At 68.5% G+C, this 23391-nt stretch carries 27 protein-coding genes; 17 read left to right on the top strand and 10 right to left on the bottom strand.

Features of this window, described 5'->3' with window-relative positions; translation table 11 throughout:
* Positions 1-66: 66 nt before the first annotated feature.
* From C8D87_RS45830 to C8D87_RS11140, 7 genes are all read right to left on the bottom strand, one after another.
* Positions 67-1227: a hypothetical protein gene (locus C8D87_RS45830; RefSeq protein WP_170166393.1), complete on the bottom strand. Its 1161-nt coding sequence runs from the start codon at positions 1225-1227 to the stop codon at positions 67-69.
* A 91-nt stretch (positions 1228-1318) separates the two neighbouring features.
* Positions 1319-2095: a phosphate ABC transporter ATP-binding protein PstB gene (pstB, locus tag C8D87_RS11165; protein WP_109629264.1), complete on the bottom strand. Its 777-nt coding sequence runs from the start codon at positions 2093-2095 to the stop codon at positions 1319-1321.
* Between the two features lie 7 nt (positions 2096-2102).
* Positions 2103-3017 (bottom strand): phosphate ABC transporter permease PstA, encoded by a 915-nt coding sequence (gene pstA, locus C8D87_RS11160; protein WP_109629266.1) that lies wholly within the window; start codon positions 3015-3017, stop codon positions 2103-2105.
* On the bottom strand, positions 3014-4078 hold the full coding sequence (gene pstC, locus C8D87_RS11155; RefSeq protein ID WP_112226599.1) for a phosphate ABC transporter permease subunit PstC: 1065 nt from the start codon (positions 4076-4078) through the stop codon (positions 3014-3016). The genes pstA and pstC overlap by 4 nt, the downstream gene beginning before the upstream one ends.
* Positions 4079-4111: 33 nt before the next feature.
* Positions 4112-5215 (bottom strand): phosphate ABC transporter substrate-binding protein PstS, encoded by a 1104-nt coding sequence (pstS, locus tag C8D87_RS11150; RefSeq protein WP_112226598.1) that lies wholly within the window; start codon positions 5213-5215, stop codon positions 4112-4114.
* A gap of 198 nt (positions 5216-5413) precedes the next feature.
* Positions 5414-6292 carry a mycothiol synthase gene (gene mshD, locus C8D87_RS11145; protein ID WP_112226597.1) on the bottom strand — a complete coding sequence of 293 codons (879 nt, stop codon included), beginning with the start codon at positions 6290-6292 and terminating at the stop codon, positions 5414-5416.
* Positions 6293-6302: 10 nt separating this feature from the next.
* On the bottom strand, positions 6303-7058 hold the full coding sequence (locus C8D87_RS11140) for a response regulator transcription factor (RefSeq protein WP_233439102.1): 756 nt from the start codon (positions 7056-7058) through the stop codon (positions 6303-6305).
* Between the two features lie 175 nt (positions 7059-7233).
* On the opposite strand from C8D87_RS11140, the gene C8D87_RS11135 reads away from it, so the two are divergent.
* The 11 genes from C8D87_RS11135 (at position 7234) to C8D87_RS11090 (ending at position 16039) form a co-directional block, all read left to right on the top strand.
* Complete coding sequence (locus tag C8D87_RS11135) at positions 7234-7956, top strand: alpha/beta hydrolase (RefSeq protein WP_267899850.1); 723 nt, start codon at positions 7234-7236, stop codon at positions 7954-7956.
* Positions 7953-8783, top strand: a complete 831-nt coding sequence (locus C8D87_RS11130; RefSeq protein WP_109629276.1) for an LmeA family phospholipid-binding protein — start codon at positions 7953-7955, stop codon at positions 8781-8783. The genes C8D87_RS11135 and C8D87_RS11130 overlap by 4 nt, the downstream gene beginning before the upstream one ends.
* On the top strand, positions 8780-9184 hold the full coding sequence (locus tag C8D87_RS11125; RefSeq protein WP_112226595.1) for a thioredoxin family protein: 405 nt from the start codon (positions 8780-8782) through the stop codon (positions 9182-9184). Before C8D87_RS11130 ends, C8D87_RS11125 begins: the two co-directional genes overlap by 4 nt.
* Positions 9185-9263: 79 nt before the next feature.
* A complete protein-coding gene (locus tag C8D87_RS49115; RefSeq protein ID WP_352235731.1) occupies positions 9264-9341 on the top strand; it encodes a putative leader peptide in 78 nt (25 codons plus the stop codon).
* A 72-nt stretch (positions 9342-9413) separates the two neighbouring features.
* Positions 9414-9851 carry a DUF4395 domain-containing protein gene (locus C8D87_RS11120; protein WP_112226594.1) on the top strand — a complete coding sequence of 146 codons (438 nt, stop codon included), beginning with the start codon at positions 9414-9416 and terminating at the stop codon, positions 9849-9851.
* A 29-nt stretch (positions 9852-9880) separates the two neighbouring features.
* Positions 9881-10726, top strand: coding sequence for a sulfurtransferase (locus tag C8D87_RS11115; protein WP_112226593.1), 846 nt, complete (start codon positions 9881-9883; stop codon positions 10724-10726).
* Positions 10727-10731: 5 nt separating this feature from the next.
* Positions 10732-11031 carry a DUF1416 domain-containing protein gene (locus tag C8D87_RS11110; protein WP_109629284.1) on the top strand — a complete coding sequence of 100 codons (300 nt, stop codon included), beginning with the start codon at positions 10732-10734 and terminating at the stop codon, positions 11029-11031.
* A gap of 259 nt (positions 11032-11290) precedes the next feature.
* Positions 11291-11920 carry a heme-binding beta-barrel domain-containing protein gene (locus tag C8D87_RS11105; RefSeq protein ID WP_411711355.1) on the top strand — a complete coding sequence of 210 codons (630 nt, stop codon included), beginning with the start codon at positions 11291-11293 and terminating at the stop codon, positions 11918-11920.
* Positions 11921-11984: 64 nt separating this feature from the next.
* Positions 11985-12572 carry a 5-oxoprolinase subunit PxpB gene (gene pxpB, locus C8D87_RS11100; protein WP_112226592.1) on the top strand — a complete coding sequence of 196 codons (588 nt, stop codon included), beginning with the start codon at positions 11985-11987 and terminating at the stop codon, positions 12570-12572.
* Positions 12569-13420, top strand: coding sequence for a 5-oxoprolinase subunit C family protein (locus tag C8D87_RS11095; RefSeq protein WP_112226591.1), 852 nt, complete (start codon positions 12569-12571; stop codon positions 13418-13420). Before pxpB ends, C8D87_RS11095 begins: the two co-directional genes overlap by 4 nt.
* Positions 13421-13504: 84 nt before the next feature.
* Positions 13505-16039: a glycosyl hydrolase family 18 protein gene (locus C8D87_RS11090; RefSeq protein WP_112226590.1), complete on the top strand. Its 2535-nt coding sequence runs from the start codon at positions 13505-13507 to the stop codon at positions 16037-16039.
* A 10-nt stretch (positions 16040-16049) separates the two neighbouring features.
* Here the strand turns inward: C8D87_RS11090 and C8D87_RS11085 are convergent, their stop codons facing one another.
* Positions 16050-16892: an aminodeoxychorismate lyase gene (locus C8D87_RS11085; protein ID WP_109629291.1), complete on the bottom strand. Its 843-nt coding sequence runs from the start codon at positions 16890-16892 to the stop codon at positions 16050-16052.
* A 72-nt stretch (positions 16893-16964) separates the two neighbouring features.
* On the opposite strand from C8D87_RS11085, the gene C8D87_RS11080 reads away from it, so the two are divergent.
* The 5 genes from C8D87_RS11080 to C8D87_RS11060 are packed head-to-tail and all read left to right on the top strand — an operon-like array spanning position 16965 to position 21113.
* Positions 16965-17354 carry a Fur family transcriptional regulator gene (locus tag C8D87_RS11080; RefSeq protein WP_170154767.1) on the top strand — a complete coding sequence of 130 codons (390 nt, stop codon included), beginning with the start codon at positions 16965-16967 and terminating at the stop codon, positions 17352-17354.
* On the top strand, positions 17351-18412 hold the full coding sequence (gene ygfZ, locus C8D87_RS11075) for a CAF17-like 4Fe-4S cluster assembly/insertion protein YgfZ (protein WP_112226589.1): 1062 nt from the start codon (positions 17351-17353) through the stop codon (positions 18410-18412). Before C8D87_RS11080 ends, ygfZ begins: the two co-directional genes overlap by 4 nt.
* An 18-nt stretch (positions 18413-18430) precedes the next feature.
* Positions 18431-19255: a beta-keto acid cleavage family enzyme gene (locus C8D87_RS11070; RefSeq protein WP_109629297.1), complete on the top strand. Its 825-nt coding sequence runs from the start codon at positions 18431-18433 to the stop codon at positions 19253-19255.
* Positions 19256-19315: 60 nt separating this feature from the next.
* Positions 19316-19888, top strand: coding sequence for an RsiG family protein (locus C8D87_RS11065; RefSeq protein WP_109629299.1), 573 nt, complete (start codon positions 19316-19318; stop codon positions 19886-19888).
* Positions 19889-19931: 43 nt separating this feature from the next.
* Entirely contained in the window at positions 19932-21113 is a 1182-nt protein-coding gene (locus C8D87_RS11060) for an MFS transporter (RefSeq protein WP_112226588.1), read from the top strand.
* Here C8D87_RS11060 and C8D87_RS11055 read toward each other — a convergent pair.
* On the bottom strand, positions 21056-21916 hold the full coding sequence (locus tag C8D87_RS11055) for a hypothetical protein (protein WP_112226587.1): 861 nt from the start codon (positions 21914-21916) through the stop codon (positions 21056-21058). The two genes, C8D87_RS11060 and C8D87_RS11055, sit on opposite strands and share 58 nt — an antisense overlap.
* Positions 21917-22089: 173 nt before the next feature.
* Between C8D87_RS11055 and C8D87_RS11050 the strand changes: the two genes are divergently transcribed.
* Complete coding sequence (locus C8D87_RS11050) at positions 22090-22275, top strand: DUF3073 domain-containing protein (RefSeq protein ID WP_109629306.1); 186 nt, start codon at positions 22090-22092, stop codon at positions 22273-22275.
* A gap of 72 nt (positions 22276-22347) precedes the next feature.
* On the opposite strand, the gene C8D87_RS11045 is transcribed toward C8D87_RS11050, so the two are convergent.
* Complete coding sequence (locus C8D87_RS11045; protein ID WP_112226586.1) at positions 22348-23337, bottom strand: NADH:flavin oxidoreductase/NADH oxidase; 990 nt, start codon at positions 23335-23337, stop codon at positions 22348-22350.
* Between the last annotated feature and the right edge of the window lie 54 nt (positions 23338-23391).

Raw genomic sequence — 23391 nt, 5'->3', positions numbered from 1 at the left:
ACGGGTGCATCGCAGTGCTGGGCACCGAAAGAGACGGTGAAGGTTGGTGGTCGCCCCGCTCCCTTCCTAGCGGAACTGCCCATCGCGTTCGGCCGCGAGCTCCGGATCGGCGTAAGCCTCGGAGAACTCGGCGAGCACGGTGGGCAGTTCTTCGTCCCACGCCGCCCGCGCCTCGTCACGCGGCAGATCCCGTGCGTCGGCGGTGAAGTACGCCCACGCCCGCACGATGTCCGGCAGCAGCGCCAGATCCGCGTCCGAGACGTGCAGCCGCGCTGCCACGTTGAGGATCAGCACAGCGGTGAGCGACGCCGGCCCGTACACGACCGGATCGCGGTTCTGCTCCACCGCGGCACCTGCGACGATGCGCGCGAACGCCCGCGCGGCCTCGACGTCGGCGATCCCGTGCTCTGACGCCAGAAACGCCTCGACGACCTCGTCCGTCCTCTCCGGACTGACGACGGGAATCTCGTGGTCGTCGGTCACCAGCGCGCTCACGCGCGCGTCGGCGAGGGCGATCAGCTGGATCGGGTGCCGCACGTCCTCGGAGCCGATCAGCCCTTCCTCGGCCTCCTCGTCGGGGCCGTCCTCCCAGAACTGCTCGACGTCCGGCCACACCCGGTCGAACGCCTCGGCGGCGCTCAGCGGCGTGATCAGGTCGCGGAACGCCTCGGGCGTGGAGGCGATCATGTCCTCCAGCAACGCGGTCGTGCCCTCGTCCGGCGTGGCGAACAGCTCGATGGCGGTGGCCCCGAGCACGGGCTGACGCATGAACAGCACGGTCTCGCGAGCCGAAGCGCGTTCCTGGGTGATCGCGACGACTTCCACGTCTCCCAGCAGGTTCGTGACGAGGAACGCCTCGCGGAACTCCAGCGCAGCGCCCGGCACGTACCAGGACGGCTCGGCAACACCCCGTGCCGCAACGGTTTCCGCGGCCGCCGCGGCAGCTGCGCGGGTTTCCTCGTCGCCCACGCCGGACAACGCGCGCAACGCGGTGAGCGCCGCCGGGTCGTCCATCGCAGCGAGTGCCTCGATCATCTGTGAGCGGCCGGATCCGGCGAGCCAGAGCGTGGCGTACAGCTCGCTCGCCCAGGCGTCCGCGAGCAACCAGGACTCGGAACGCAGCGCGGCCGCCGACTCGAGCAACGCCCCGTACGGGGACTGCTGCTGGGGCCGGCGGCCGGGCGCCTTGCCTTGCTTCTTCTTGCGGGGCTTGCTCTGCGGGCTCACCCGCAGGAATCTAGTGGCACGTCCACAGTCCTCGCCAACCTGGTTCACACTCAGCAGGGCACCAGGCCGACGAGGATCAGTGGACGCACCACTAGCCGAATCGGCCGGAGATGTAGTCCTCGGTCGCCTTCTGGCCGGGGTTGGAGAAGATCTTCTCGGTGTCGTCCACCTCGATCAGCTGCCCCGGCTGACCGACACCCAGCAGGTTGAAGAACGCGGTCTGGTCGGACACACGCGCGGCCTGCTGCATGTTGTGAGTCACGATGACGATCGTGTACTCCTTCTTCAGCTCCGTGATCAGGTCCTCGATCGCCAGCGTGGAGATCGGGTCCAGGGCGGAGCAGGGCTCGTCCATCAGCAGCACGTCCGGCTGCACCGCGATCGCACGTGCGATGCACAGACGCTGCTGCTGACCACCGGAGAGGCCACCGCCCGGCCGGTCGAGCCGGTCCTTGACCTCGTTCCAGAGGTTGGCGCCGCGCAGCGAGCGCTCGGCGACCTCGTCGAGCTCCCGCTTGTTCTTCATGCCCGCGAGCTTCAGACCCGCCACCACGTTGTCGCGAATGGACATCGTGGGGAACGGGTTGGGCCGCTGGAACACCATGCCGATGGTGCGGCGCACCTCGACCGGGTCCACAGTGGACGCGTAGATGTCCTCGCCGTCGAGCAGCACCTTGCCCTCGACGCGCGCGCCGGGGGCGACCTCGTGCATGCGGTTCAGCGACCGCAGCACGGTCGACTTGCCGCAGCCGGAGGGACCGATGAACGCGGTCACGTTCTTCGGCGGCACCGCGAGCGAGACGTTCTCGACGGCGTGGAACTTGCCGTAGAAGAGGTTCAGGTCCTTGATGTCGAGTCGCTTGGCCATGTCCCGCTCACTTCGTCTTCGGCGCCAGCGCCCGCGAGATCACGGTCGCCAGCAGGTTGAACAGGGTGATGATCAGCACGAGCGTGATCGCCGCGCCCCAGATGCGCTCGAAGCCCGCAGGCGTCGGGTTGTTGCGCTCGTTCGTCATCATCAACGGCAACGACGCCATCGGGCCGTCGAAGAGGTTGTAGTTGATGAACGGCGCGTACGACGCGAGCACCAGCACCGGTGCGGTCTCACCCATGACGCGGGCGAGAGCCAGCATGATGCCGGTCAGGATGCCGGACAGCGCGGTGGGAATGACGATCTTGACGATCGTCTTCCACTTCGGGATGCCCAGCGCGTACGAGGCCTCGCGCAGCTCGTCCGGGACGATCTTGAGCATCTCCTCGGTCGTGCGCACCACGACCGGCACCATCAGCAGCACCAGGGCGAGCGACACGGCGAACGCGCTGCGGCCGAAGCCGAAGTACGTGATCCACACCGTGTAGACGAACAGCGCCGCGACGATCGACGGGACACCGGTGAGGATGTCGACCATGAACGTCGTGGCCTTCGACAGCTTCGAGCGGCCGCCGTACTCGACGAGGTAGATCGCGATCATGATGCCGATGGGCACCGAGATGATGCCGCAGACCAGGCCTTGGACCAGGGTGCCGTAGATCGCGTGGTACGCGCCGCCGCCCTGCTGGCGGGCGAGCAGGCCGGACAGCGACTTCTGCCACCAGTCACCGTCGAGGATGACAGGGAAACCGCGCTGCACCACGGTGTAGAGCACCCACACCAGCGGGATGATCGCGACCAGGAAGGCGCCCCACACGAGCGTGGTGGCGAAACCGTTCTTGATCCGGCGAGCGAGGCTGACCGCCTGGAAGGTCGGCGGCGTCGCGAGGCGCGTGGGATCCGCGAGGTTCGTGCTCACTCGTACTCCTTGTGGCCGGCGACGATCGAGCGCGCGATGGCGTTCACGACGAAGGTCAGCACGAACAGCACGAGACCGGCCGCGATGTAGGCACCGGCCGAGCGCGGGTCGTTGAACTCCGGTGCGGCCAGGGCGATCTTCGAAGCGAAGGTGGCACCACCGTCGAAGAGAGACCAGCCGAACGCCGCCGACGTGGTGCTCAGAATGATCATGACCGCGATGGTCTCGCCGAGCGCGCGGCCGAGGCCGAGCATGGACGCGCTGACGTAACCCGCCTTGCCGAACGGCAGCACCGTCGTCCGCACGACCTCCCACTTGGTCGCGCCGAGTGCGATCGCGCCCTCGATGTGCATCGTGGGCGTGCGTTCGAAGACCTCGCGGGTGACGGCGGTGATGATCGGCAGGATCATCACGGCGACGACGATGCCCGCGGTGAAGATGGTGCCGCCGAGCTGCACGTTGACGTTGCCCTTGGCGAAGATCGGGATCCAGCCGAGGTTCTCGATCAGCCACTCGGAGAACGGGAACAGCACGGGCCCGAGCACGAACAGGCCCCACAGACCGAAGACGATCGAGGGGACGGCCGCGAGCAGGTCGATGACGTACGCGAACGGCCGGGCGAGGTTGCGCGGCGCGTACTGCGTGAGGAACAGGGCGATGCCCAGCGCGATCGGCATGGCGATCAGCAGCGCCACCACCGAGATGACGATGGTGACGAGCAGCAGGTCCAGGATGCCGAACCGCAGGTTGGCAGGGTCCGTGGTGTTCCACTCGCGACTGGTCAGGAAGTTGACGTTGTTCAGCCCGAGCGACGGGATCGCCTGAATGATCAGGAACAGGCCGATCGCGCCGATGAGCGCGACGATGAAGACGCCCGAGCCGGTCGCCAGGCCGCGGAAGATCCGGTCACCGGGACGAACGTGCGGTGTCTTGGTTGCTACTGGAGCTTCCGGCGTCGGGGGAATCGGAGCCTCCGGGGCGGTGGGAGCAGCCGCAACGCCCCGCGCGGCTCCGGGGTCACCGGAGCCGGCGGGGCGCTTGGCCGCGACGGGATCGTTCATCGCGTCAGCGTTGGTCGCAGTCTCGCATCAACCTCAGGCGATCGCCTTCACAGCGGTGAGCAGCTTCTCCTGGAACGCCTTCGGCAGCGGCACGTAGCCGGCCTCGGTGAGCTGCTGCTGGCCGGTGGTCGCGGCGACGGTGAGGAACGCCTTCACGGCCTTCGCGGTGTCGGCGTCGTAGCCCTTCGAGCAGACGATCTCGTAGGTCGCGAGCAGGAGCGGGTACGCACCGGCGGCCTTGTTGCCGTAGATCGAGTCGAGGTCGAGGACCAGGTCGTTGCCCTCGCCCTTGATCTTGGCGGAGTCGATGGCCTTACCGGCGGACTCGGCGTTCAGCTCGACGGCGCCGGCACCGGAGTCGATCTTGGCGATCGAGAGCTTGTTGTCCTGCGCGAACGACCACTCGACGTAGGTGATCGCACCGTCGATGGAGCCGACGGCCTGCGCGACGCCGGCGGACTTCTCCTTGCCCTCGCCGACGCCACCCTTGAACTGCTTGCCGTCACCCTTGGTCCAGCCACCGGCGACCTTCAGGTACTTCTGGAAGTTGTCGGTGGTGCCCGACTCGTCCGAGCGGTAGATGACCGCGATGTCCTTGTCCGGCAGGTTCGCGGAGCCGTTCAGCGCCTTGATGGCCGGGTCGTTCCACTTCTTGACCGCACCGCTGAAGATCGCGGCCGTGGTCTTGGCGTCCAGCACGAGGCTGTCCACACCGGAGACCTTGTAGCCGATCGCGACCGGGCCGAACACGAGCGGGAGGTTCCACGCCGGGTTGCCCTGGCAGCGCTTGGCGGCCGCCTCGGTCTCGGCGCCTTCCTTCAGCGCGGAGTCGGAGCCACCGAAGTCGACCTGGCCGGCGGTGAAGTTCTTGACGCCCGCACCGGAGCCGGAGGGGTTGTACGCGAGGTCGGTGCCGGGGCAGGCAGCCTGGTACGCCTGGACGAACGCGTCGACCGCGTTCTTCTGGGCAGAGGAGCCCTCGGCGTTCAGCTTGGTCTTGCCACCACACTCGACACCGGACGCAGCGGGCGTGTTGGTGCCACCCGCGCCCGCGTTGTTGTCGGAGCCACACGCACTGAGAAGAAGCGCACTGGCCGCGACGAGGCCGAGCACGGCGCCGTGCCGCTGGATCTTCACCTTGGTCCTCCACCTTGCGGAAGCGTTAGCGGTTTCGCGACGGACGTCGCCGCTCGCTTCGGAAGGTAGGTATCCATGGTGGACAGCCCACCTAGTCGGGGTGAACGGCAGGTGAACACCGAACGGGAAGTGACGGGTCACACGGCCGAAAGAGTGACGCCGTGACCAGCGCGTATGCGTTTTGTGACGGTCTGTTGACTACTTGCCGTACTGGACGTCGGCGTCCCAGAGCGTGAAGCCGAGCTTCGTGTACACGCGCACGGCCGCCGCGTTGTCCGACTCGACGTACAGCATGACCTCCTTGACCTGCTGTTTCCGCAGGTGCTGGAGACCGGCGAGGGTCAGCGCCTTGCCCAGGCCGCCACCCTGACGGTCCGGGTCGACGCCCACCACGTACACCTCGCCCAGCTCCGGCGTGTGCACCTTGGTCCAGTGGAAGCCCGCCAGCCGGTCGTCGGCGTCGAACGCGAGCAGGAAGCCGGCCGGGTCGAACCACGGCTCTTCCTCCTTGGCGCGGACGTCCTCGATCGACATGGAGCCCTGCTCGGGGTGCCAGTCGAACGCGCGGTGGTTCACGTAGACGACCGCGGCCTCGTCCTTGCCGGGGACGAACGGCCGGATGGTGATGCCCTCGGGCAGCTGGGGCTCCGGCAGGTCGCTGTCGACCCGCAGCCGCATCCGCAGCAGCTCGCGGACCTTGCGGAAGCCGAGCTTCTCGGCGAGCTTCTCCGCGTCCGGGTGGCCGCCGTGCGCCCAGACCCGCAGCGAACCGTCCTGCGGGAGGGCCTTGACCAGCGCCTCGCCGACACCCTGATGGCGGTACTTCGGGTGCACGGCGAACTCGGCGACCTTGTGGCCGCCGGAGTCACCGATCATGTCGACGTGCGCGTACCCGGCGAGCTCGCCGTTCAGGTGCGCGAGGAGGTGCCTGCTGCCGGTGGCGCCGGGGCGCATCCGCAGCCGGACGGCCTCACCGACCGGCGCGACGCCGTCGGTGTGCTCCGCAGCCGTCAGCAGCTCCCCGACTTCGGCAGCCTGGTCGGTCGTCAGCTCGTCGTACCAGCTCAGTTGCGCCACACAGGCGAACCTACCGCGCGATCAGATGCTCATCCAGGACACGGACCGAGTCATCCAGCTCGGTCACCTCGGCCGGACGACGGGACGAGCCCGGACGCGGCGGGCGGACGAACTTGTAGCCCACGTTGCGCACGGTGCCGATCAACGCCTCGTGCTCGGGGCCGAGCTTGGCGCGCAGCCGTCGCACGTGGACGTCGACGGTGCGGGTGCCACCGAAGAAGTCGTAGCCCCAGACCTCCTGCAGCAGCTGCGCGCGGGTGAACACCCGGCCTGCGTGCTGCGCGAGGTACTTGAGCAGCTCGAACTCCTTGTAGGTGAGGTCGAGCGGGCGGCCCTTGAGGCGCGCGGTGTAGGTGGCCTCGTCGATCACGAGGTCGCCGAGCTGCAGCGCGCCGTCGCCACCGGGCTGGGTGGCACCGCGGCGCGAGCGGACCAGGCGCAGGCGGGCGTCGACCTCGGCGGGGCCGGAGGTCGGCAGCAGGATCTCGTCGACCGACCAGTCCGAGTTCACGGCGACCAGACCGCCCTCTGTGACCACGGCCACCACGGGCACGTCCACGCCGGACGAGTCGAGCAGGCGGCACAGCGAGCGGGCGCCGACGAGATCGGTGCGGGCGTCGACCAGCACGATGTCGTGGGGACCTGCTTCGAGAAGCGCGGAGACCTCGGGACGCAGCGGTCGCACGGCGTGCGGGAGCAGTGCCAGCGCGGGCAGCACGGCCTCCGGGTCCTGGTCTGTCGTCAACAGCAGCACGTCGATGCTCATCGCGGCGCCCTCCTAATCGGCCGTGGTCAGGTCACCTCGACCAGACCAGCGGCGTACGGTGACCGGGCCCCGTTGCCTGCGGATGACGGAGACAATACCGGTGCACCCCCAGAAAGTCCCAGGTCAAGAAGCCGTGCTCACAGTTGTTTCCACAAGCGTCACGCCTGTTACATCCATGTCACATGACGGCGTACGTCTGCACGGCGTCCACTACAAGGGTGAAAGCGACCTCGCTTTCGTTGTGGGGCATGGATTCACGAACAACGTGCAGAAACCGTACGTCGCTCGGCTGCTTGCCCGATTGGCCACGCACGCCGGTGTCGTCGCGTTCGACTTCCGCGGTCACGGACGCTCCGAAGGACGGTCCACGGTCGGCGCGGACGAGGTCCACGACATCGAGGCCGCGGTCCTCAAAGCTCGCGAGCTCGGTTACTCGAAGATCGCCACCATCGGGTTCTCCATGGGCGCTTCGATCGTCATCCGGCACGCCGCACTGGGTCAGACCAGGCCGGACGCCGTGGTCGCCGTGAGCGCTCCCGCAAGGTGGTGGTCGCGTGAGACCGCGCCAATGCGGCGGGTGCACTGGTTGCTGGAGCAGCCGCACGGCAAGCTCGCGGCACGGGCGATCGGGGTTCGGCTCGGCGACAGCTGGGTACAACCGCCCGAGAGTCCGCTGGAGGTGGTGGCGCGCATCACGCCCACCCCACTGCTGATCGTGCACGGTGACCTGGATCACTATTTCGGTCCGGAGCACGCCATGTCACTGCACCGCGCGTCCTTGGGACATGCCGAGTTGTGGATCGAGACCGGCATGCGGCACGCGGAATCAGCCGCGACTCCAGACCTGGTAGACCGGATGGCGGCATGGATCGCCGGCAACGTCGAGGACGAGGAATGACTGCGCACACTCCGACCCACCCACGGCCGAAGAAGAAGTCGCGGCGCGGCAAGTTCCTCATCATCACGGTGCTCGTGCTCGGCGTGCTGCTGGTGGCCGCCGACTTCGCGCTGGCCGCGGCCGGCGAGTACCAGATCGCCCAGCGCATGCGGGAGAAGCTGCAGCTCAACGAGGACCCGTCGGTGCGCATCAACGGCTTCCCGTTCATGCTGCAGGCGGTCCGCGGCGACTACAAGCACGTGCGGATCGACGCGAACGGCGTGCCGATCAGGAACGAGCAGCAGGGCCTCGACCTGCGCGACCTCGACATCTCGGCCGACCTGCGGCACACCCGCGTCGAACTCGCCGACCTGCTCGCGGGCAACGTCTCCAAGGCGACCATCGACCAGGTCGACGGCAGCATCAAGATCAAGGCGCTCGACCTGAACCGGCTCGCGAACCAGGTCACGCCGTTCGACAAGCTCTCGATCGAGCCGGACAACCGCCTCGCGACGCCCACCCCGGCCGCCGGCGCCACCACCACCGCGCCCAAGACGACCGCGGCGATCAAGCTCTCCGGCCAGACCAACGTCGCAGGCAAGGTCGTCACGCTCACCGCGTACGGCCAGATCGCACTGGCCAGCGGCGCCATCCAGATCACCGTCGACGACATCGAGCTCGAGGACGCCTCGCTCAAGCAGATCATCCCGCAGCTGCGCCAGGCCCTCGCGATCAAGATCGACCCCGGCACGCTGCCGTTCGGCGCGACGCCCACCGCCGTTGAGGTGGAAAGCGGTGCGTTCATCCTCCGCGGTGTGATCACGGATGTACCGTTGGTCCAGCGATGACTGGTGTGTGGGCGCTGCTGGGCGCGCTGGCCGTGGCCGGTGCGATCGGCGTGCTGCTCAAGGCCAGGGAGGGCCGCATCTCTCGCAACGAGTCCGTCGACCTGCCGGCTCCCGTGCGCGACCTGCTCGCGCCGGGAGTGACCCTGGTCCAGCTCTCCACCACGTTCTGCGCGCCGTGCCGGCACGCGAAGGTGATCCTCTCCGATCTCGCCGACCGCACCGACGGCCTCACCCACGCCGAGCTCGACGTGACGAACCTGCCGGACGTCGCAGCCGCCCTGGGCGTGATGCGCACGCCGACCACACTGGCCCTGACCGACGACGGCACCGAGGTGTTGCGAGTCGGTGGCGTGCCGAAACGCGACACACTCCTGGCTGCTTTGCAACCACATCTGCGGTAATCCGGTCGAGTGAACCTGAGTTGTTCCACCTGATGGACATGACTCCCGGACCGAGGGATCGAGTACTACCCTCGCTGGCATGACCATGCTGCTCACGAAGCGACGCGCGGTTGACCTGTGCCGCGTGCGCAGCAGCCTGTGTCGCACGACGAGCTGATTGGGCCGCTTGACGCCCAACAGCCACCTCTGACGGACTGAATTCTCCTCGTCCGAATGTCCGGAGGTCGTCGTGCCCAAAGATGCCCCAGTAGACCCGCGCGGACCGCGCTTCTCCGCCTGGATGACCACCGTCGTCCTGGCCATCGTCCTGCTCACCGGCTGGTGGCGCCTGCTCGCCGCCCAGACGGTGCTCTTCGCGATGTGCGCGTTCATCTCGCTGAAGCTCAACCCGTGGGGGCACGTCTACCGCTTCGCCGTCCAGCCCCGCCTGACCCCGACCACCGAACGCGAAGAAGCGGCCCCGCTGCGCTTCGCCCAGGGCGTCGGTTTCGTCTTCGCACTGATCGGCACCCTCGGCTACGCCACCGGCCTGACCGCGCTGGGCACCGTGGCCACGAGCCTCGCACTGGTGGCAGCACTGCTCAACGCCGCGTTTGGCCTGTGCCTCGGGTGCGAGGTGTACCTGCTGCTGCGCCGGTACGCACCCGCGCTCGCACGTCCGCAATAAAACACGCACTACTACAGGAGCAACTTCCCATGAGCCGTGAGAACGTGCTGGTCTCGGCCGCCTGGTCCGAGGAGAACCTCCAGACGCCCGGCGTCGTGTTCGCGGAGGTCGACGAGGACACCACCGCGTACGACGGCGGGCACATCCCCGGCGCCGTCAAGATCGACTGGAAGAACGAGCTGCAGGACCCGATCCGCCGCGACTTCGTCGACCGCGAGGGCTTCGAGAAGCTGCTCTCGGCCAAGGGCATCTCCAACGACGACACCGTCATCCTCTACGGCGGCAACAACAACTGGTTCGCCGCCTACGCCTACTGGTACTTCAAGCTCTACGGCCACAACGACGTCAAGCTTCTCGACGGCGGCCGCAAGAAGTGGGAGCTCGACGGCCGCCCCCTGGACAAGGAAGAGGTCACCCGCGAGGCGACCTCCTACAAGGCCCAGGAGCAGGACCTCACGATCCGTGCCTTCCGCGACGAGGTCGTGGACGCCATCGGCAAGAAGAACCTCGTCGACGTCCGCTCCCCCGACGAGTTCTCCGGCAAGCTCCTCGCCCCGGCCCACCTCCCGCAGGAGCAGGCCCAGCGCGCAGGCCACATCCCCTCGGCCGTGAACGTGCCGTGGAGCAAGGCCGCGAACGAGGACGGCACCTTCAAGTCCAACGACGAACTCCGCGAGATCTACGCCGAGGCAGGCTTCGACGGCTCCCGCAAGACCATCGCCTACTGCCGCATCGGCGAGCGCTCCTCGCACACCTGGTTCGCCCTGCGCGAGCTGCTCGGCCACGAAGACGTCAAGAACTACGACGGTTCTTGGACGGAGTACGGCTCGCTCGTCGGCGTGCCGATCGAACTCGGTTCCGGCAAGGAGGCCTGATCATCATGAGTGATTCCTGCGGCGCGCCCGTCCAGGGCGGCACGGTGGAGGTCTCCACCACGGAGACGGTCCTGCAGGGCAAGGTCGTGTCCGGCGGCGCCCCCGTCGGCGGCGCCTACGTCCGCCTGCTCGACTCGACCGGCGAGTTCACCGCCGAGGTCGTCTCCTCCCCGGAGGGTGACTTCCGGTTCTTCGCGGCGCCGGGCAGCTGGACCGTCCGTGCCCTGCACCGCACGGGCAACGGCCAGGCCGACGTGTCGGCCGAGGGTCCTGGCGTCCACGCGGTGGAGATCGCGGTCGCCTGACACGCTTGGTCGGTGTGACGAACGCCCCGGCGGTGCACCACCGCCGGGGCCTTCCACGTGTTGGCGGTGGTCGGACACCATCACCAGCACGCGGGCCTCTCGGCGCCTCGTGTCCTGCACCACCACAACAGTGCACGTCAGACCACGCGAGATATCCTCTCCCGGTGGAACACATCTTCACCGGACTCCTGGTACTAGTGACGATCGCGGTCATGTGGTTCGCGGGCTACGTCGTCTACCGCCTCTACTCCGACCAGCGATGACGACTCCGATCCCTGGCAGCGGCGACGAGGCCATCCGCCTGGCGGAAGAGCGTGCCGCCGCCACGAGAGCCCGCAACCTCCCGCAGTTCACGGACATGCCCGTCCCGGGCGACACCGCGAACCTGCGCGAAGGCGCCAACCTGAACGACGCCCTTTTGAGCGTCCTTCCGCTGGTGGGCGTGTGGCGAGGCGAAGGAGAGATCGTCTACCCGACGATCGACGGCCCGTTCCGCTTCGGCCAGCAGATCACGTTCGCCCACGACGGCCGTCCGTTCCTCGTCTACGAGGCCAGGTCGTGGCTGCTCAACGAGGTCGGCGAGGTCATCCGCCCGGCGGCTCGCGAGCAGGGTTTCTGGCGTCCCCAGCCCGACGACACGATCGAGCTGCTGCTGACCCACAACACGGGCATCGTCGAGCTGTACTACGGCAAGCCGCGCACCCAGACGTCGTGGGAGTTCGAGACGGACGCGGTCATCCGCACCGCGAGCGCGAAGGACGTCACGGCCTCGCAGCGCCTGTACGGCATCGTCAACAACGGCGACCTCGCGTACGTCGAGGAGCGGGCGATGGTCGGGCAGAAGTTGCAGCCGCACGCGTCCGCGCACCTCAAGCGCGTCGTCGGCTGAAAGACACGCGATTTCGGGTCGTGGGATTGTTCAACAATCCCACGATTCCCCGTAGCATGTGTTTATGTTGCTGCGGCGCTGCGGAACTGATGCGCTCCTCGTCGAGGTCGACTCGCTGACCGAGGTCGCGGCCGTACGTGCGGCGCTGCAGCACCTCGACGGTGTCGAAGAGCTGGTTCCCGCCGCCAGGACAGTGCTGGTCAAGGGCGCCCTCCCGCAGGTCAGGGAGGTGCTGGCCACCGTCGACCTCAGCCACGCACCGGAGACCCGGTCCCGCGAGGTCACCATCCCGGTCACCTACGACGGCCCCGACCTGGACCTCGTCGCCGAGACGGCGGACATCACCCCGGACGAGGTCGTCAGACTCCACTCCGCAGCCACCTACGAGGTCGCGTTCTGCGGTTTCGCGCCCGGCTTCGGCTACCTGACCGGCCTGCCGGAAGTCCTCCAGCAGCCGAGACTCGACTCCCCGCGCACGAAGGTCCCGGCGGGTAGCGTCGGCATCGCGGGCGAGTTCACCGCTGCCTACCCCAGAGCCACACCGGGCGGCTGGCGGCTGATCGGCCGGACGGAGATCACGCTCTTCGACCCGAAGGCCGAGACGCCCGCGCTCCTCCAGCCCGGCGACAGCGTCAGGTTCGTGGTCGCGTGAAGCGCAGCGTCACGGTCATCCGCACCGGCCCGCAGGCCCTGGTCCAGGACCTCGGCCGGCCCGGTCACGCCCACCTCGGCGTCCCGCCGTCCGGCGCGGTCGACCCGGACTCCCTCAAGCTCGCCAACCGCCTCGTCGGCAACCGGGAGACCGCCGCCGGGCTCGAGCTCCTGCTGGGCGGCGCGCGCATCACGGCCGAGGCGTCCTGCACGATCGCGGTGACCGGACCGGCGGTGCGGGTCTGGATCGACGGCAAGCTCGCCGACTCGCACCAGCCGGTGCACCTCGCCAAGGGGTCGACGCTGGAGATCGGCACCCCGGACACCGGCCTGCGCAACTACCTCGCCATCTCCGGCGGCATCGACACGCCAGAAGAACTGGGCAGCCGCTCCACCGACCTGCTCTCCGGGATCGGTCCAGACCCGTTGCGGGACCACGACGTTCTCGAACTCGGTTCGCCGGGCCCGGCAGCCGGCGCCGACGTCGTGCCACCGCTGCGAGCGCCGCAGGAGCTCCACGTGCCCATCAGGCTCGGCCCCAGGGACGACTGGTTCGACGACGCGGAAACCCAGCTGCGGCAAGGGTTTTGGACGGTGTCCGACCGCAGCAACCGGGTCGGCGTGCGACTCGGCGGCACGAAGCTGAATCGTCGTGACGGCGAGATTCCCAGCGAGGGCATGATCACCGGCGCGGTCCAGGTGCCACCGGACGGGCAGCCCGTGGTCTTCCTGAACGACCACCCGACGACGGGCGGCTATCCGGTCATCGGCGTCGTCGACCGTGATCACCTGCGGTTCCTCGGGCAGGCGCGGCCGGGGACGAGCGTGCGGTTCCGCCCGATCGGCTGAGGACCGCGGCGTTGACGCCAGTGGTCCAGACCAAATACCGTAACCGTCAGGCCGCCGCGGACCTCTACCAACCTGGAGTTCCGCATGCGCCGAATCCCTGCACTGCTGGCTGTTCTGGTCGCTGTACTCGCCCTGGCGGTCCCTGCACACGCCGGCACGGGCATCACCGCGACCTTCTCCCGCACCGGTACGACCGGCAAGTTCGTGGTCGCCAACGCGAGCACGACCGCGCTCAACGGGTGGTCGATCAAGTTCGACCTGCCCGCCGGTGTCACGGTGAGCAACGTCCAGAACGCCACGACCACCCAGAACGGCACGAGAGTGACGCTCACTCCTGCCTTCTACATCAACAACATCCCGGCCGGGCGCAACACCGAGCCCTACAGCCCGGCGTTCACGCTGAGCGCCGCAGCCGACCCGACCACCTGCACGATCAACAACATGGCGTGCGACGGCAGCGGTGACCCCGCGCCGGCACCGACCGGCGTCACGGCCGACTACTCGGTCGCCGGTGGCACGGCGAAGTTCATCGTGCGCAACCACACCACCGCCGCGATCAGCGACTGGTCGATCGTCTTCACGCTGCCCTACGGCGTGACGGTCAGCAACGGTCAGAACGGCACGGTCAGCCAGAGCGGCAACCAGGTCACCGTCGCCCCTGCCCACTACAACAAGACGGTCGCGGCGGGCGGGAGCACCGAGCCGTACAGCCCGACGTTCTCGATCAGCTCGAACGCCGACCCGGTGACCTGCCGGATCAACAACACGAACTGCGACGGCAGCGCGGACACACCACCAAGCACCCCAACGGGTCTGACGTCACCGACCAAGACCACGCGCACGGTGACGCTGCAGTGGAACGCCTCCACCGCGGGCTCGCTGCCGATCGCCGGCTACGAGATCTACAACGGCGCGGCGCTGGCGACCACGAGCACCACGACGTCCGCGATCGTCACCGGCCTGAACCCGAACACCGCCTACTCGTTCACGGTGAAGGCCAAGGACACCAAGGGAACGCTGAGCGCACCGAGCGGCGTGCTGAGCGTCACGACCAACAACCCCGCCGACGACACCACGCCTCCGACCGCACCGGGCAACCTGCGCGTCACGGCGAAGGACGCTGGCAGCATCTCGTTGGCGTGGAACGCATCCACGGACAACCGCGGTGTCGCGAACTACGACGTCCACGTGGGCACGGCCGTGAAGATGACGGTCTCCGGCACCACGGCGACGGTCACCGGCCTCGCGCCGTCGACGAGCTACACGTTCACGGTCAGGGCAAGGGACATCTACGACAACCTGTCGTCGCCGAGCAACGCGCTGACCGAGAGCACAAGTGACATCGTCGGCGGATACGCCCGTGTCGGGTACTTCGTGCAGTGGGGCATCTACGGGCGCCAGTACTTCGTGAAGGACATGGACGCCGCGAAGCTGACTCACATCAACTACGCGTTCGGCAACATCGATCCCGTCAACCTGACGTGCCTGCACGGCGTTACGAAGGGCACCACGCCGAACCCGCAGGACCCGAACCAGGGCGACGGCGCGGGTGACGCGGAAGCCGACTACAGCAGGCCGATGAGCGCGGCGCAGTCCGTCGACGGTGTGGCGGACTCCGGCTGGGAGCCGTTGCGCGGAAACTACAACCAGCTCAAGAAGCTCAAGGCGAGGTTCCCGCACCTCAAGGTGCTGATCTCACTCGGCGGCTGGACGTACTCGAAGTACTTCTCCGACGTCGCGGCCACGGACGCGGCGCGCAAGAAGTTCGTATCGTCGTGCCTGGACATCTACATCAAGGGCAACCTGCCCGTGTACAACGGCGCTGGTGGTCCCGGCACAGCGGCGGGCATCTTCGACGGCATCGACCTCGACTGGGAGTGGCCGGGCGCCGAGGGACACCCCGGCAACCACTGGGGCCCGCAGGACAAGGTGAACAACTCGCTGCTGATCGAGGAGTTCCGCCGTCAGCTCGACGCGCTGGGCGCCTCGACCGGCAAGCGCTACCAGCTCACCGCGTTCACCCCGGCCGACCCCGCCAAGATCGCGGCGGGGTGGGAGCTCGGCCGGGTCGCGCAGTCGATGGACATCTTCAACGTCCAGGGCTACGACTTCCACGGCGCGGGCAGCGACAACTCGTGGGAGCCGAACCGGACGGGCCACCAGGGCAACCTGTACGCCGACGCGGACGACCCGTACCCGTTCCACTTCAGCGTGGAGAGCGCGGTCCAGCAGTACCTCGACGCCGGTGTGCCGCCACGCAAGATCACCGTCGGGCTCGCGTTCTACGGCCGCGGCTGGCAGAACGTGACGGCCGGCGGCAAGAACGGTGAGTGGCAGGCGGCGGGTGGCGCGGCTCCCGGCCAGTTCGCCGAGGAAGCGGGCACGCGTGGGTACAGCAATCTCATGGCCAGCGTCCCGAACTGCACCGTCCACCACGACGAGCAGGCAGTGGCGACGTACTGCTACACCGGCAACCAGTGGTGGACCTTCGACGACGCGTGGTCGATCCAGCGCAAGACCGCGTGGCTCAAGTCGAAGAACCTGCTGGGAGCGATGATCTGGGAGATGTCGGGCGACCGCGGCCCGTTGATGACCGCGGTCGATTCCGGACTCCGTTAGTGCTCAGTGCTCAGTACTCGGACTCGTACAGGCCCTGCAGCTCGGTCAGCAGGGCCGACGAGTCGGGCAGCTGCTTGCCGTCCAGCACGTTCACCCGCGTGATCTTGCGGACGCTGGACGCGAGGAACACGCCCTCGGCGTCGTAGAGCTCGCCGGTCTGGATCGGCTCCACGAGCACGGTCCAGCCGGCGCGCTCGGCGGCGCGGAACAACGCGTACTGCGTGGTGCCGGGCAGGATGCCGAGCTTCGACGGTGGCGTGACCAGCGTCTTGCCGCGCACGAGGATCACGGTCGAGGTCGGGCCCTCCAGCACGGAACCGTCCGACGTCGTGAAGATGACCTCGGCGGCACCGCGGCGCTCGGCCTCGCGGATGGCGGCCATGTTGATCGCGTACGACAGCGACTTGGCGCCCAGCAGCAGCCACGGCGCGCGGTCGGCGAGGTCCGCGTCGATGCCGCGGTCCAGCGTCACCGCGGACAGGCCCTCCGCGCGCTGCTTGAGCACCTTCGCGCCGATCTCCATGCCGAGCGCGAAACCGGTGGGCGTGCCGTCGCCGCCCTCGACACCGCGGGTGTAGACGAGCTTGAGTGCGAACTCCCTGCTGCCGGTCCAGTTGCCGAGAACCAGCTCGACAGCGCGTTCGAACTCGGCGCGCGGCGGCGGAAGCATGTCGAGCATCGCGGCGGACCGGTCGAGCCGGTCCAGGTGCGGCGTGAGTTCGCGGGGCTTCCCGTCGACCACGAGGATCGTTTCGAACACGCCGTCGCCACGCATGAGTCCGAGGTCGTCGACGCGGATCTGCGGCGAGTCGGGGTCAGCGAGGGTTCCGTCGAGCAGTGCCAGCACGCGCATGAGTCGGAGCCTACTAACATCGGTGCTGTGGAGACCGCAAGAGGCCTGCGCAAAACGCTGCACGACCGCGGCATGCGGATGACGCCGCAGCGCCAGCTCGTGCTGGACGCGGTCCGCTCGCTCGGGCACGCGACGCCGGAGCAGATCTGTCAGCGCGTCCAGGAGACGGCGCCGACGGTCAACATCACGACGATCTACCGCACGCTCGACCTGCTCGACCGGCTCGGGCTGGTGCGGCACACGCACCTCGGCCACGGCGCGCCGAGCTACTCGGTCGACGAGCACCAGCACGTGCATCTGGTGTGTCACGCCTGCGGGCGGATCGACGAGATCCCGTGTGAGCTGCTCGACCCGTTGGTCGGAACATTGCGGGAGCGCGACGGGTTCGAACTTGATGCAAGCCATCTCGCGCTGTCCGGCACGTGCCGCGACTGTTTGAAGCAGGAGCAGGAGACCGAGTGACCCTCCCAGGAGCCGTCCCACCGCCCGACGATTCCACCGACGCAGGCGTTGCCTGGCACTACGGCGACCCGTTCGCCGAGCAACGTTCGGCCGCGCGTTCGGTCGTCGTGGTGGACCGCTCGAACCGCGGTGTGATCGCGGTTCCGGGTGAGGACCGGCTCACGTGGCTGCACCAGCTGACGAGCCAGCACTTCGAGCAGCTCGGTGAGGGTGCCTCGACCGAGGCGCTGATCCTCGACGCGCAGGGCAGGCTCGAGCACCACATGGTCGTCGCGAACGTCGGCGGCACGGTCTTCCTAGACGTCGAGAAGGTCGACGACCTGCTGGCGTACCTGAAGAAGATGGTCTTCTGGTCGAAGGTCGAGCCGCGGGACGCGACGGCGGAGTTCGCGCTGCTGTCGATCGTCGGACCGGACACGGCCGCGCTGCTCGAGAAGCTGGGCATCCCGGTGCCTTCGGACGTGGAGGCGCTCGGCGAGGGCTTCGTGCGCCGCATGTCGTGGCCGGGTCAGGACGCGGCCGACCTGCTGGTTCCGCGCGCCGAGCTGGCGCAGTGGTGGCAGCGGATCACCGACGCCGGTGCGCGCCCGGCCGGCAGCTTCGCGTTCGAGGCGCTTCGGGTCGAGGCACTGCGACCGCGCGTGGGCATCGACACCGACGAGCGCACGATCCCGCACGAGGTCAACCTGATCGACCCGGCCGTGCACCTGAACAAGGGCTGCTACCGCGGTCAGGAGACGGTCGCCAAGGTCCACAACGTGGGCCGTCCGCCGCGCCGGATGCTCCTACTCCACCTGGATGGTTCTGCCGACGCGCAGCCGGAGACCGGTGACCCGGTGACGCTCGACGGGCGAGTGGTCGGCCGGGTGGGCAGCGTCGCACTGCACCACGAGCTGGGCCCGGTCGCGTTGGCGCTGGTCAAGCGGTCTGTTTCGGTCGATTCCGACCTCGTCGCCGGTACCCCCGAGAGGGAGTGCCAGGCCAGGATCGACCCCGACTCGGTGCCGCCGGACACCCCGGGACTCGGCCGGGAAGCCGTTCGCAACCTGCGGGGATGACCCCCTAGAGTCCTGCGCATGTCCCAGGGCACGCTCATCACGGTCGCTCCCACCGGAGCGGAACACGCGAAAGCCGACGTCCCGCAGCTTCCAGTGACCCTGGAAGAGCTGGTCGCGACGGCCCAGAGCTGCGAGCAGGTCGGCGCGGCGATGATCCACGTCCACATTCGCGGCGAGGACGCCAAACCGACTCTGGACCTCGGCCGCCTCAAGGCGACCGTCGAGGCCCTGCGCTCGGAGACCAGCCTGGTCGTCCAGCTCTCGACCGGCGGGTCGGTGCACGACCCCGAGTCGGACCGGCTGCGCGTGCTCGAGGCGATGCCGGACTCTGCGTCCTGCACGATGGGCACGGTCAACTTCGGCGACGACGTGTTCATGAACCGCTGGGAGTTCATCGTCGCGCTGCACAAGGGCATGCAGGAACGCGGCATCGTGCCGGAGTACGAGATCTTCGACATCGGCCAGCTCGCGTCGTTGAAGCGCCTGCTGGACCAGCACGGCCTGCCCGCGGGTGGTCACGTGCACGTGGACTTCGTCATGGGAGTGCCCGGCGGTATGCCGGGTGACGCCGCCACGCTGGTCGCGGCGGTCAACGCTCTGCCGGATGGGGCAACGTTTTCCGCCACCGGGATCGGCAGGACCACGATTCCGGTGATGTTCACCGCACTGGGTGCGGGTGGCCACCTTCGAGTGGGTATGGAAGACACGATCAGCTACTCGCGTGGCGTGCCGGTGCGGGACAACGCACAGCTCGTAGCACGCGCGGCGGGTCTGGCGAAGATCGCGCAACGACCGGCTTTGTCACCAGATGAGACGCGAAAGCTCCTGGGCGTGCACATTTGAGACAAGTTTGGTGCATGGGATGTGTTGGCGGGTGAGGAGGATCTACCGCAGGATGGACACGTGATCGAGGTGCGTCCTGGCGGGCGCCGCCGAATCGACCGGGTGCTCGCCCCCGACTACACGGAGGGCGTCGAGCAGCGCCCGCTCGTCGAGGTGCGCGAACTCCGCGACGAGGCAGCGCAGGAAGAGACCGACCTGTCCTACCTGCGGCGGCTGCTTCACGCGCGCATCGACATCGTGCGCGCGGAACAGGAACGCCGCAGCTCCGGCGGTTCGGCGGTGGTCGAGCAGCTGGCGACGATCCTGTCCACGAACGCCGTCGGTCCGGCGACCGGTCTCGGCCGGTACCAGACCCACGAGCCGTCACGTGCTGATGCGCATCAACGGCACGTCGAGGCGCTCATCTCCGACGTGGACCTCTCCGACGTGAGCTCGTTGTCCGACGCCCGCCTCGGCGAGGTGCTGGAGACGCTCATCTCGGAAGAGGCCTCGGTGTCGGTGCGGCGGCGTGAGGTGCAGGTGGTCGTGGACAAGCTCAACGCCGAGATCGCCTCGCGCTACCAGCGCGGCAGTGCGTCGGTGGACGAGTTGCTGGCAGCGGAGCGAGGGCACCACCACCGTCCCAAGAGATAAGACAGGCGTTCCACTTTCTGAGCTGCGGACCTAGCGTGCCCTCATGGGGTACCGCTGGGTCGTGCTGTCCGTCGGTGCGCTGGCGCAGGGCACGAACGCGGCGGTGTTCCTCGGTCTGCCGGCGATCAGCCCGCAGCTGCAGCAGCACTTCTCCCTCTCGTTGCCCCAGGTCGGGCTACTTCTCGGGGCCGTCAACCTCGGCACGATGATCGCTCTCGTGCCGTGGGGAGTCGTCGCGGATCGGCGCGGCGAACGGCTCGTCATGACCATCGGTGGTCTCGGAGCCGCCGGATGCCTGCTGTCGGTCGCCTTGGGCAACGCCTGGGTCGCCGGTCTCGCGCTGCTCGGTGCCGGACTCTTCGGGGCCAGCGTCAACGCGGCGAGCGGCCGTGCGGTGATGTCGTGGTTCAGCAGCGGGTCCCGCGGGCTCGCGATGGGTGTCCGGCAGACGGCGACCCCGCTCGGTGCCGCGCTCACCGCCGCGTTCCTGCCCGGCATCGCGATCTCGGCCGGGGTGCCCGCGGCATTCGTGGCTTTGGCGGGCGTCACGGCGTTCGTGGCGGTCGCGGTCGCCTTGCTGGTGCGGGAACCACCGGGCGCGGTCAGAGCGAGCTCCGACCACGGGCTGGTGCTCAAGGACCCCCGGCTGCTGCGGCTGTCGCTCGCGAGTGGGCTGCTGGTGGTGCCTCAGTTCACGGCCACCGCCCTGCTGGTGCCTCTCCTGCACGATCACCGCGGCACGAGCGTGACCGCGGCCGCTGCCGTGTTCGGTGTCGCCCAGGCGATCGGCGGGGCCGGACGGCTGGCCGTGGGGGTGTGGTCGGACCGGGTGCGCAGCCGGATCGGACCGCTGAAGATCGTCTCGGTGCTCACCGCGATCGGGTTCGTGCTGGTCGCGGTGCTGGATCAAGCCCCGTTGCCACTGCTGGTGGCGGTCCTGGTGCCGACGAGCGTGCTCGCGCTGTGCTGGAACGGCCTGGCGGTCACCGAGGCGGGTGAGCTCGCGCCGGACGGCCGCAGCGCCACCGCGATCGCCATGCAGAACTCGGCGAACTACCTCTTCGCCGCCGTGACGCCCTTCGTCGCGAGCTTCGTCGCGGTGCACGTGGCGTGGCCCGCGGCGATGGTGCTGGCCGCCGTGGCGGCCGTGACCGCTCGGGTGCTGCTTCAGCCGTGGCGTTCCCTGCGGGCCAGCTCGCTCCAGAACTCGCGCAGCGTCTCGTAGCGCAGCGCGACCTCCTCGGCGTCGCCCGTCTCCAGCGCGTCGACGATCGCGTTGACGTCGACCGCCGAGGTGTCCTCGAGCAGGTCCTTGTCGTTCAGCAGCTGCACCAGGCCGCCGTAGTCGAGCTCGACGGCCGAGAGCGGGTGGAAGTGCTCCAGCCACCGGCCGGTGTCGGCGAGGACCTTGGCCGGCCCCTCGTCACCCAGCGAGGCCTTCACGACCTTCAGCGCCCGTGCGATGCGGCGGCGGGCGTCCGCCATCGCGACCCGCCACGACACCTGTCGTTCCGGGTCGTCCTGGGCGCTCGCCAGCACCACGCGGCGCTGGGCGGGGTCGACGAGGGCGAACCACGGCAGCGGCACCGTCCACGTCGTGGAGATCACGTGAACCGCTCCCGCCGCGAGCTCCGCCATGACGGCCGAGGCACGAGACCGGACGGTCTCCGCGGCCACGTCGAGTGCCGCGTCCTGCAGGATCGGCTGAGAAGAGGCCAGGAAGCCCACCAGAGCCGCCGCGGACCGCGCCCTGAGGTCGAGAGGACAGACCAGGGGACCGGGGCCCACACGGGCGGTGTCAGAGGTCGGCACCTCGGCGGGACTGATCGTCATCACGTCGAACGACTCGCCCGGAAGCAGCTTTTTCCTCAACTGTGATCGCAACCACAGTTCCCGTTCCCGGTCGCCTACCTCCGCACGGGGCATCGGGCCGGTTTCCAGGGCTTTTCGGACCTTGGCCGCTAGCGGTGCGTCCAACTCCGATAACGGTTCGTACACCCGTAGGTAGGCGACGAACGGTCTGGGCACCTGTGCATCCTTCCACGCGAGGGCGGCCGCGAGATTTGGCGGTACGTGTCACGCCTACCGCGTCGCGAGGAACCCCATCGGCACGGTACGGTAGTTACCAGGAACTAGTTGTCGAGACGAGTGGGGCCGCCGTTCCCCCGGCCGCCCCCGTCCCTGTGCGAGGGGGTCGAGCCATGGGGCGCGGCCGAGCGAAGGCCAAGCAGACGAAGGTCGCCAGGGAGCTCAAGTACAGCTCTCATGAGACCGACTTCGCTGCGCTGCAGCGCGAGCTGTCTGGTGGCGACACGTCGCCGAACGGGAGTGGTGGCGAAGAGCGCCACGACGACCCGTACGACGACTACGACGACTACCGTCGCTGAATTCAGCCTGAAGAGTTCAAGGGTTGGGCAACCGGATCATCGGTGCCCAGCCCTTGAACTCTGAGGGCGCTTTCAGAACGCCCTGGCGTACTGCCTCGGTGCCTTGACCTCCGCACCCAGCTGCCGTGCCGCGTGCAACGGCCAGTACGGGTCGCGGAGCATCTCGCGCGCGAGCAGCACCAGGTCAGCGGAACCGTCGTTCAACACCTGTTCGGCCTGCGTCGCCTCGGTGATCAGGCCGACCGCACCCGTGGGCACGTCTGCCTTGCGTCGCACCGCCTCGGCGAGCGGCACCTGGTAGCCGGGCCCGATCGGGATGTCCGCCTGCGCGGTGTTGCCACCGCTGGACACGTCGATCAGGTCCGCACCCGCGGCCTTGAGCGCCTGTGCCAGCACAACGCTGTCGTCGGCGGTCCAGCCGTCCTGCACCCAGTCGGTGCCCGAGATCCGCACGAGCACCGGCACGTCCGGGCCGACCGCTGCCCTCACCGCGGCGGTGACCTCGACGGGAACGGCGATGCGTTCTTCGAGGCTGCCCTCGTTCGTGAGCGGCGAGTAGAACTCGTGGAGCAGGTAGCCGTGGGCGGCGTGGATCTCGATGACCTCGAAGCCCGCTTCCACGGCTTTGATGGCGCCTTCGACGAACGCCCTGACGATGCTTCCGTGGTGTTCGAGCTTCTCCGGGGGGTTCAGGCCGGGGAACGGCTCGGTGGTCGGCGCGACCGGAACCCAGTCGCCGAACGCCTTGCGCCCGGCGTGCGCGAGCTGGATGCCGGGGACCGAGCCCTGCGCCTTGATGAACCTCGTGATCGGTTGCCAGGCCTTGACCTGCTCGTCGTTCCAGATGCCGACGTCTTCCGGGGAGATGCGGCCGCGCGGCTCTACCGCGGTGGCCTCGGCGATGACCAGGCCGGCGCCACCTACGGCGCGGGAGCCCAGGTGGACCAGGTGCCAGTCGTTCGGGATGCCGTCGGTCGCCGAGTACTGGCACATCGGGCTCACCGCGATGCGGTTGGACAGGGTGACCGAGCGCAGGGTCAGCGGGGAGAACAGCAAGCTCACGGGAAGCTCCCTTGAACGGTTCGTAGGCCTACGAACCGTTCAAGGAGGCGTTGG

Origin of the sequence: Lentzea atacamensis, assembly GCF_003269295.1 — a bacterium.
GTDB classification, from domain to species: Bacteria; Actinomycetota; Actinomycetes; order Mycobacteriales; family Pseudonocardiaceae; genus Lentzea; species Lentzea atacamensis.
The sequence above is the reverse complement of the archived record's forward strand: the minus strand, read 5'-3'. Positions and strand labels throughout refer to the sequence as shown.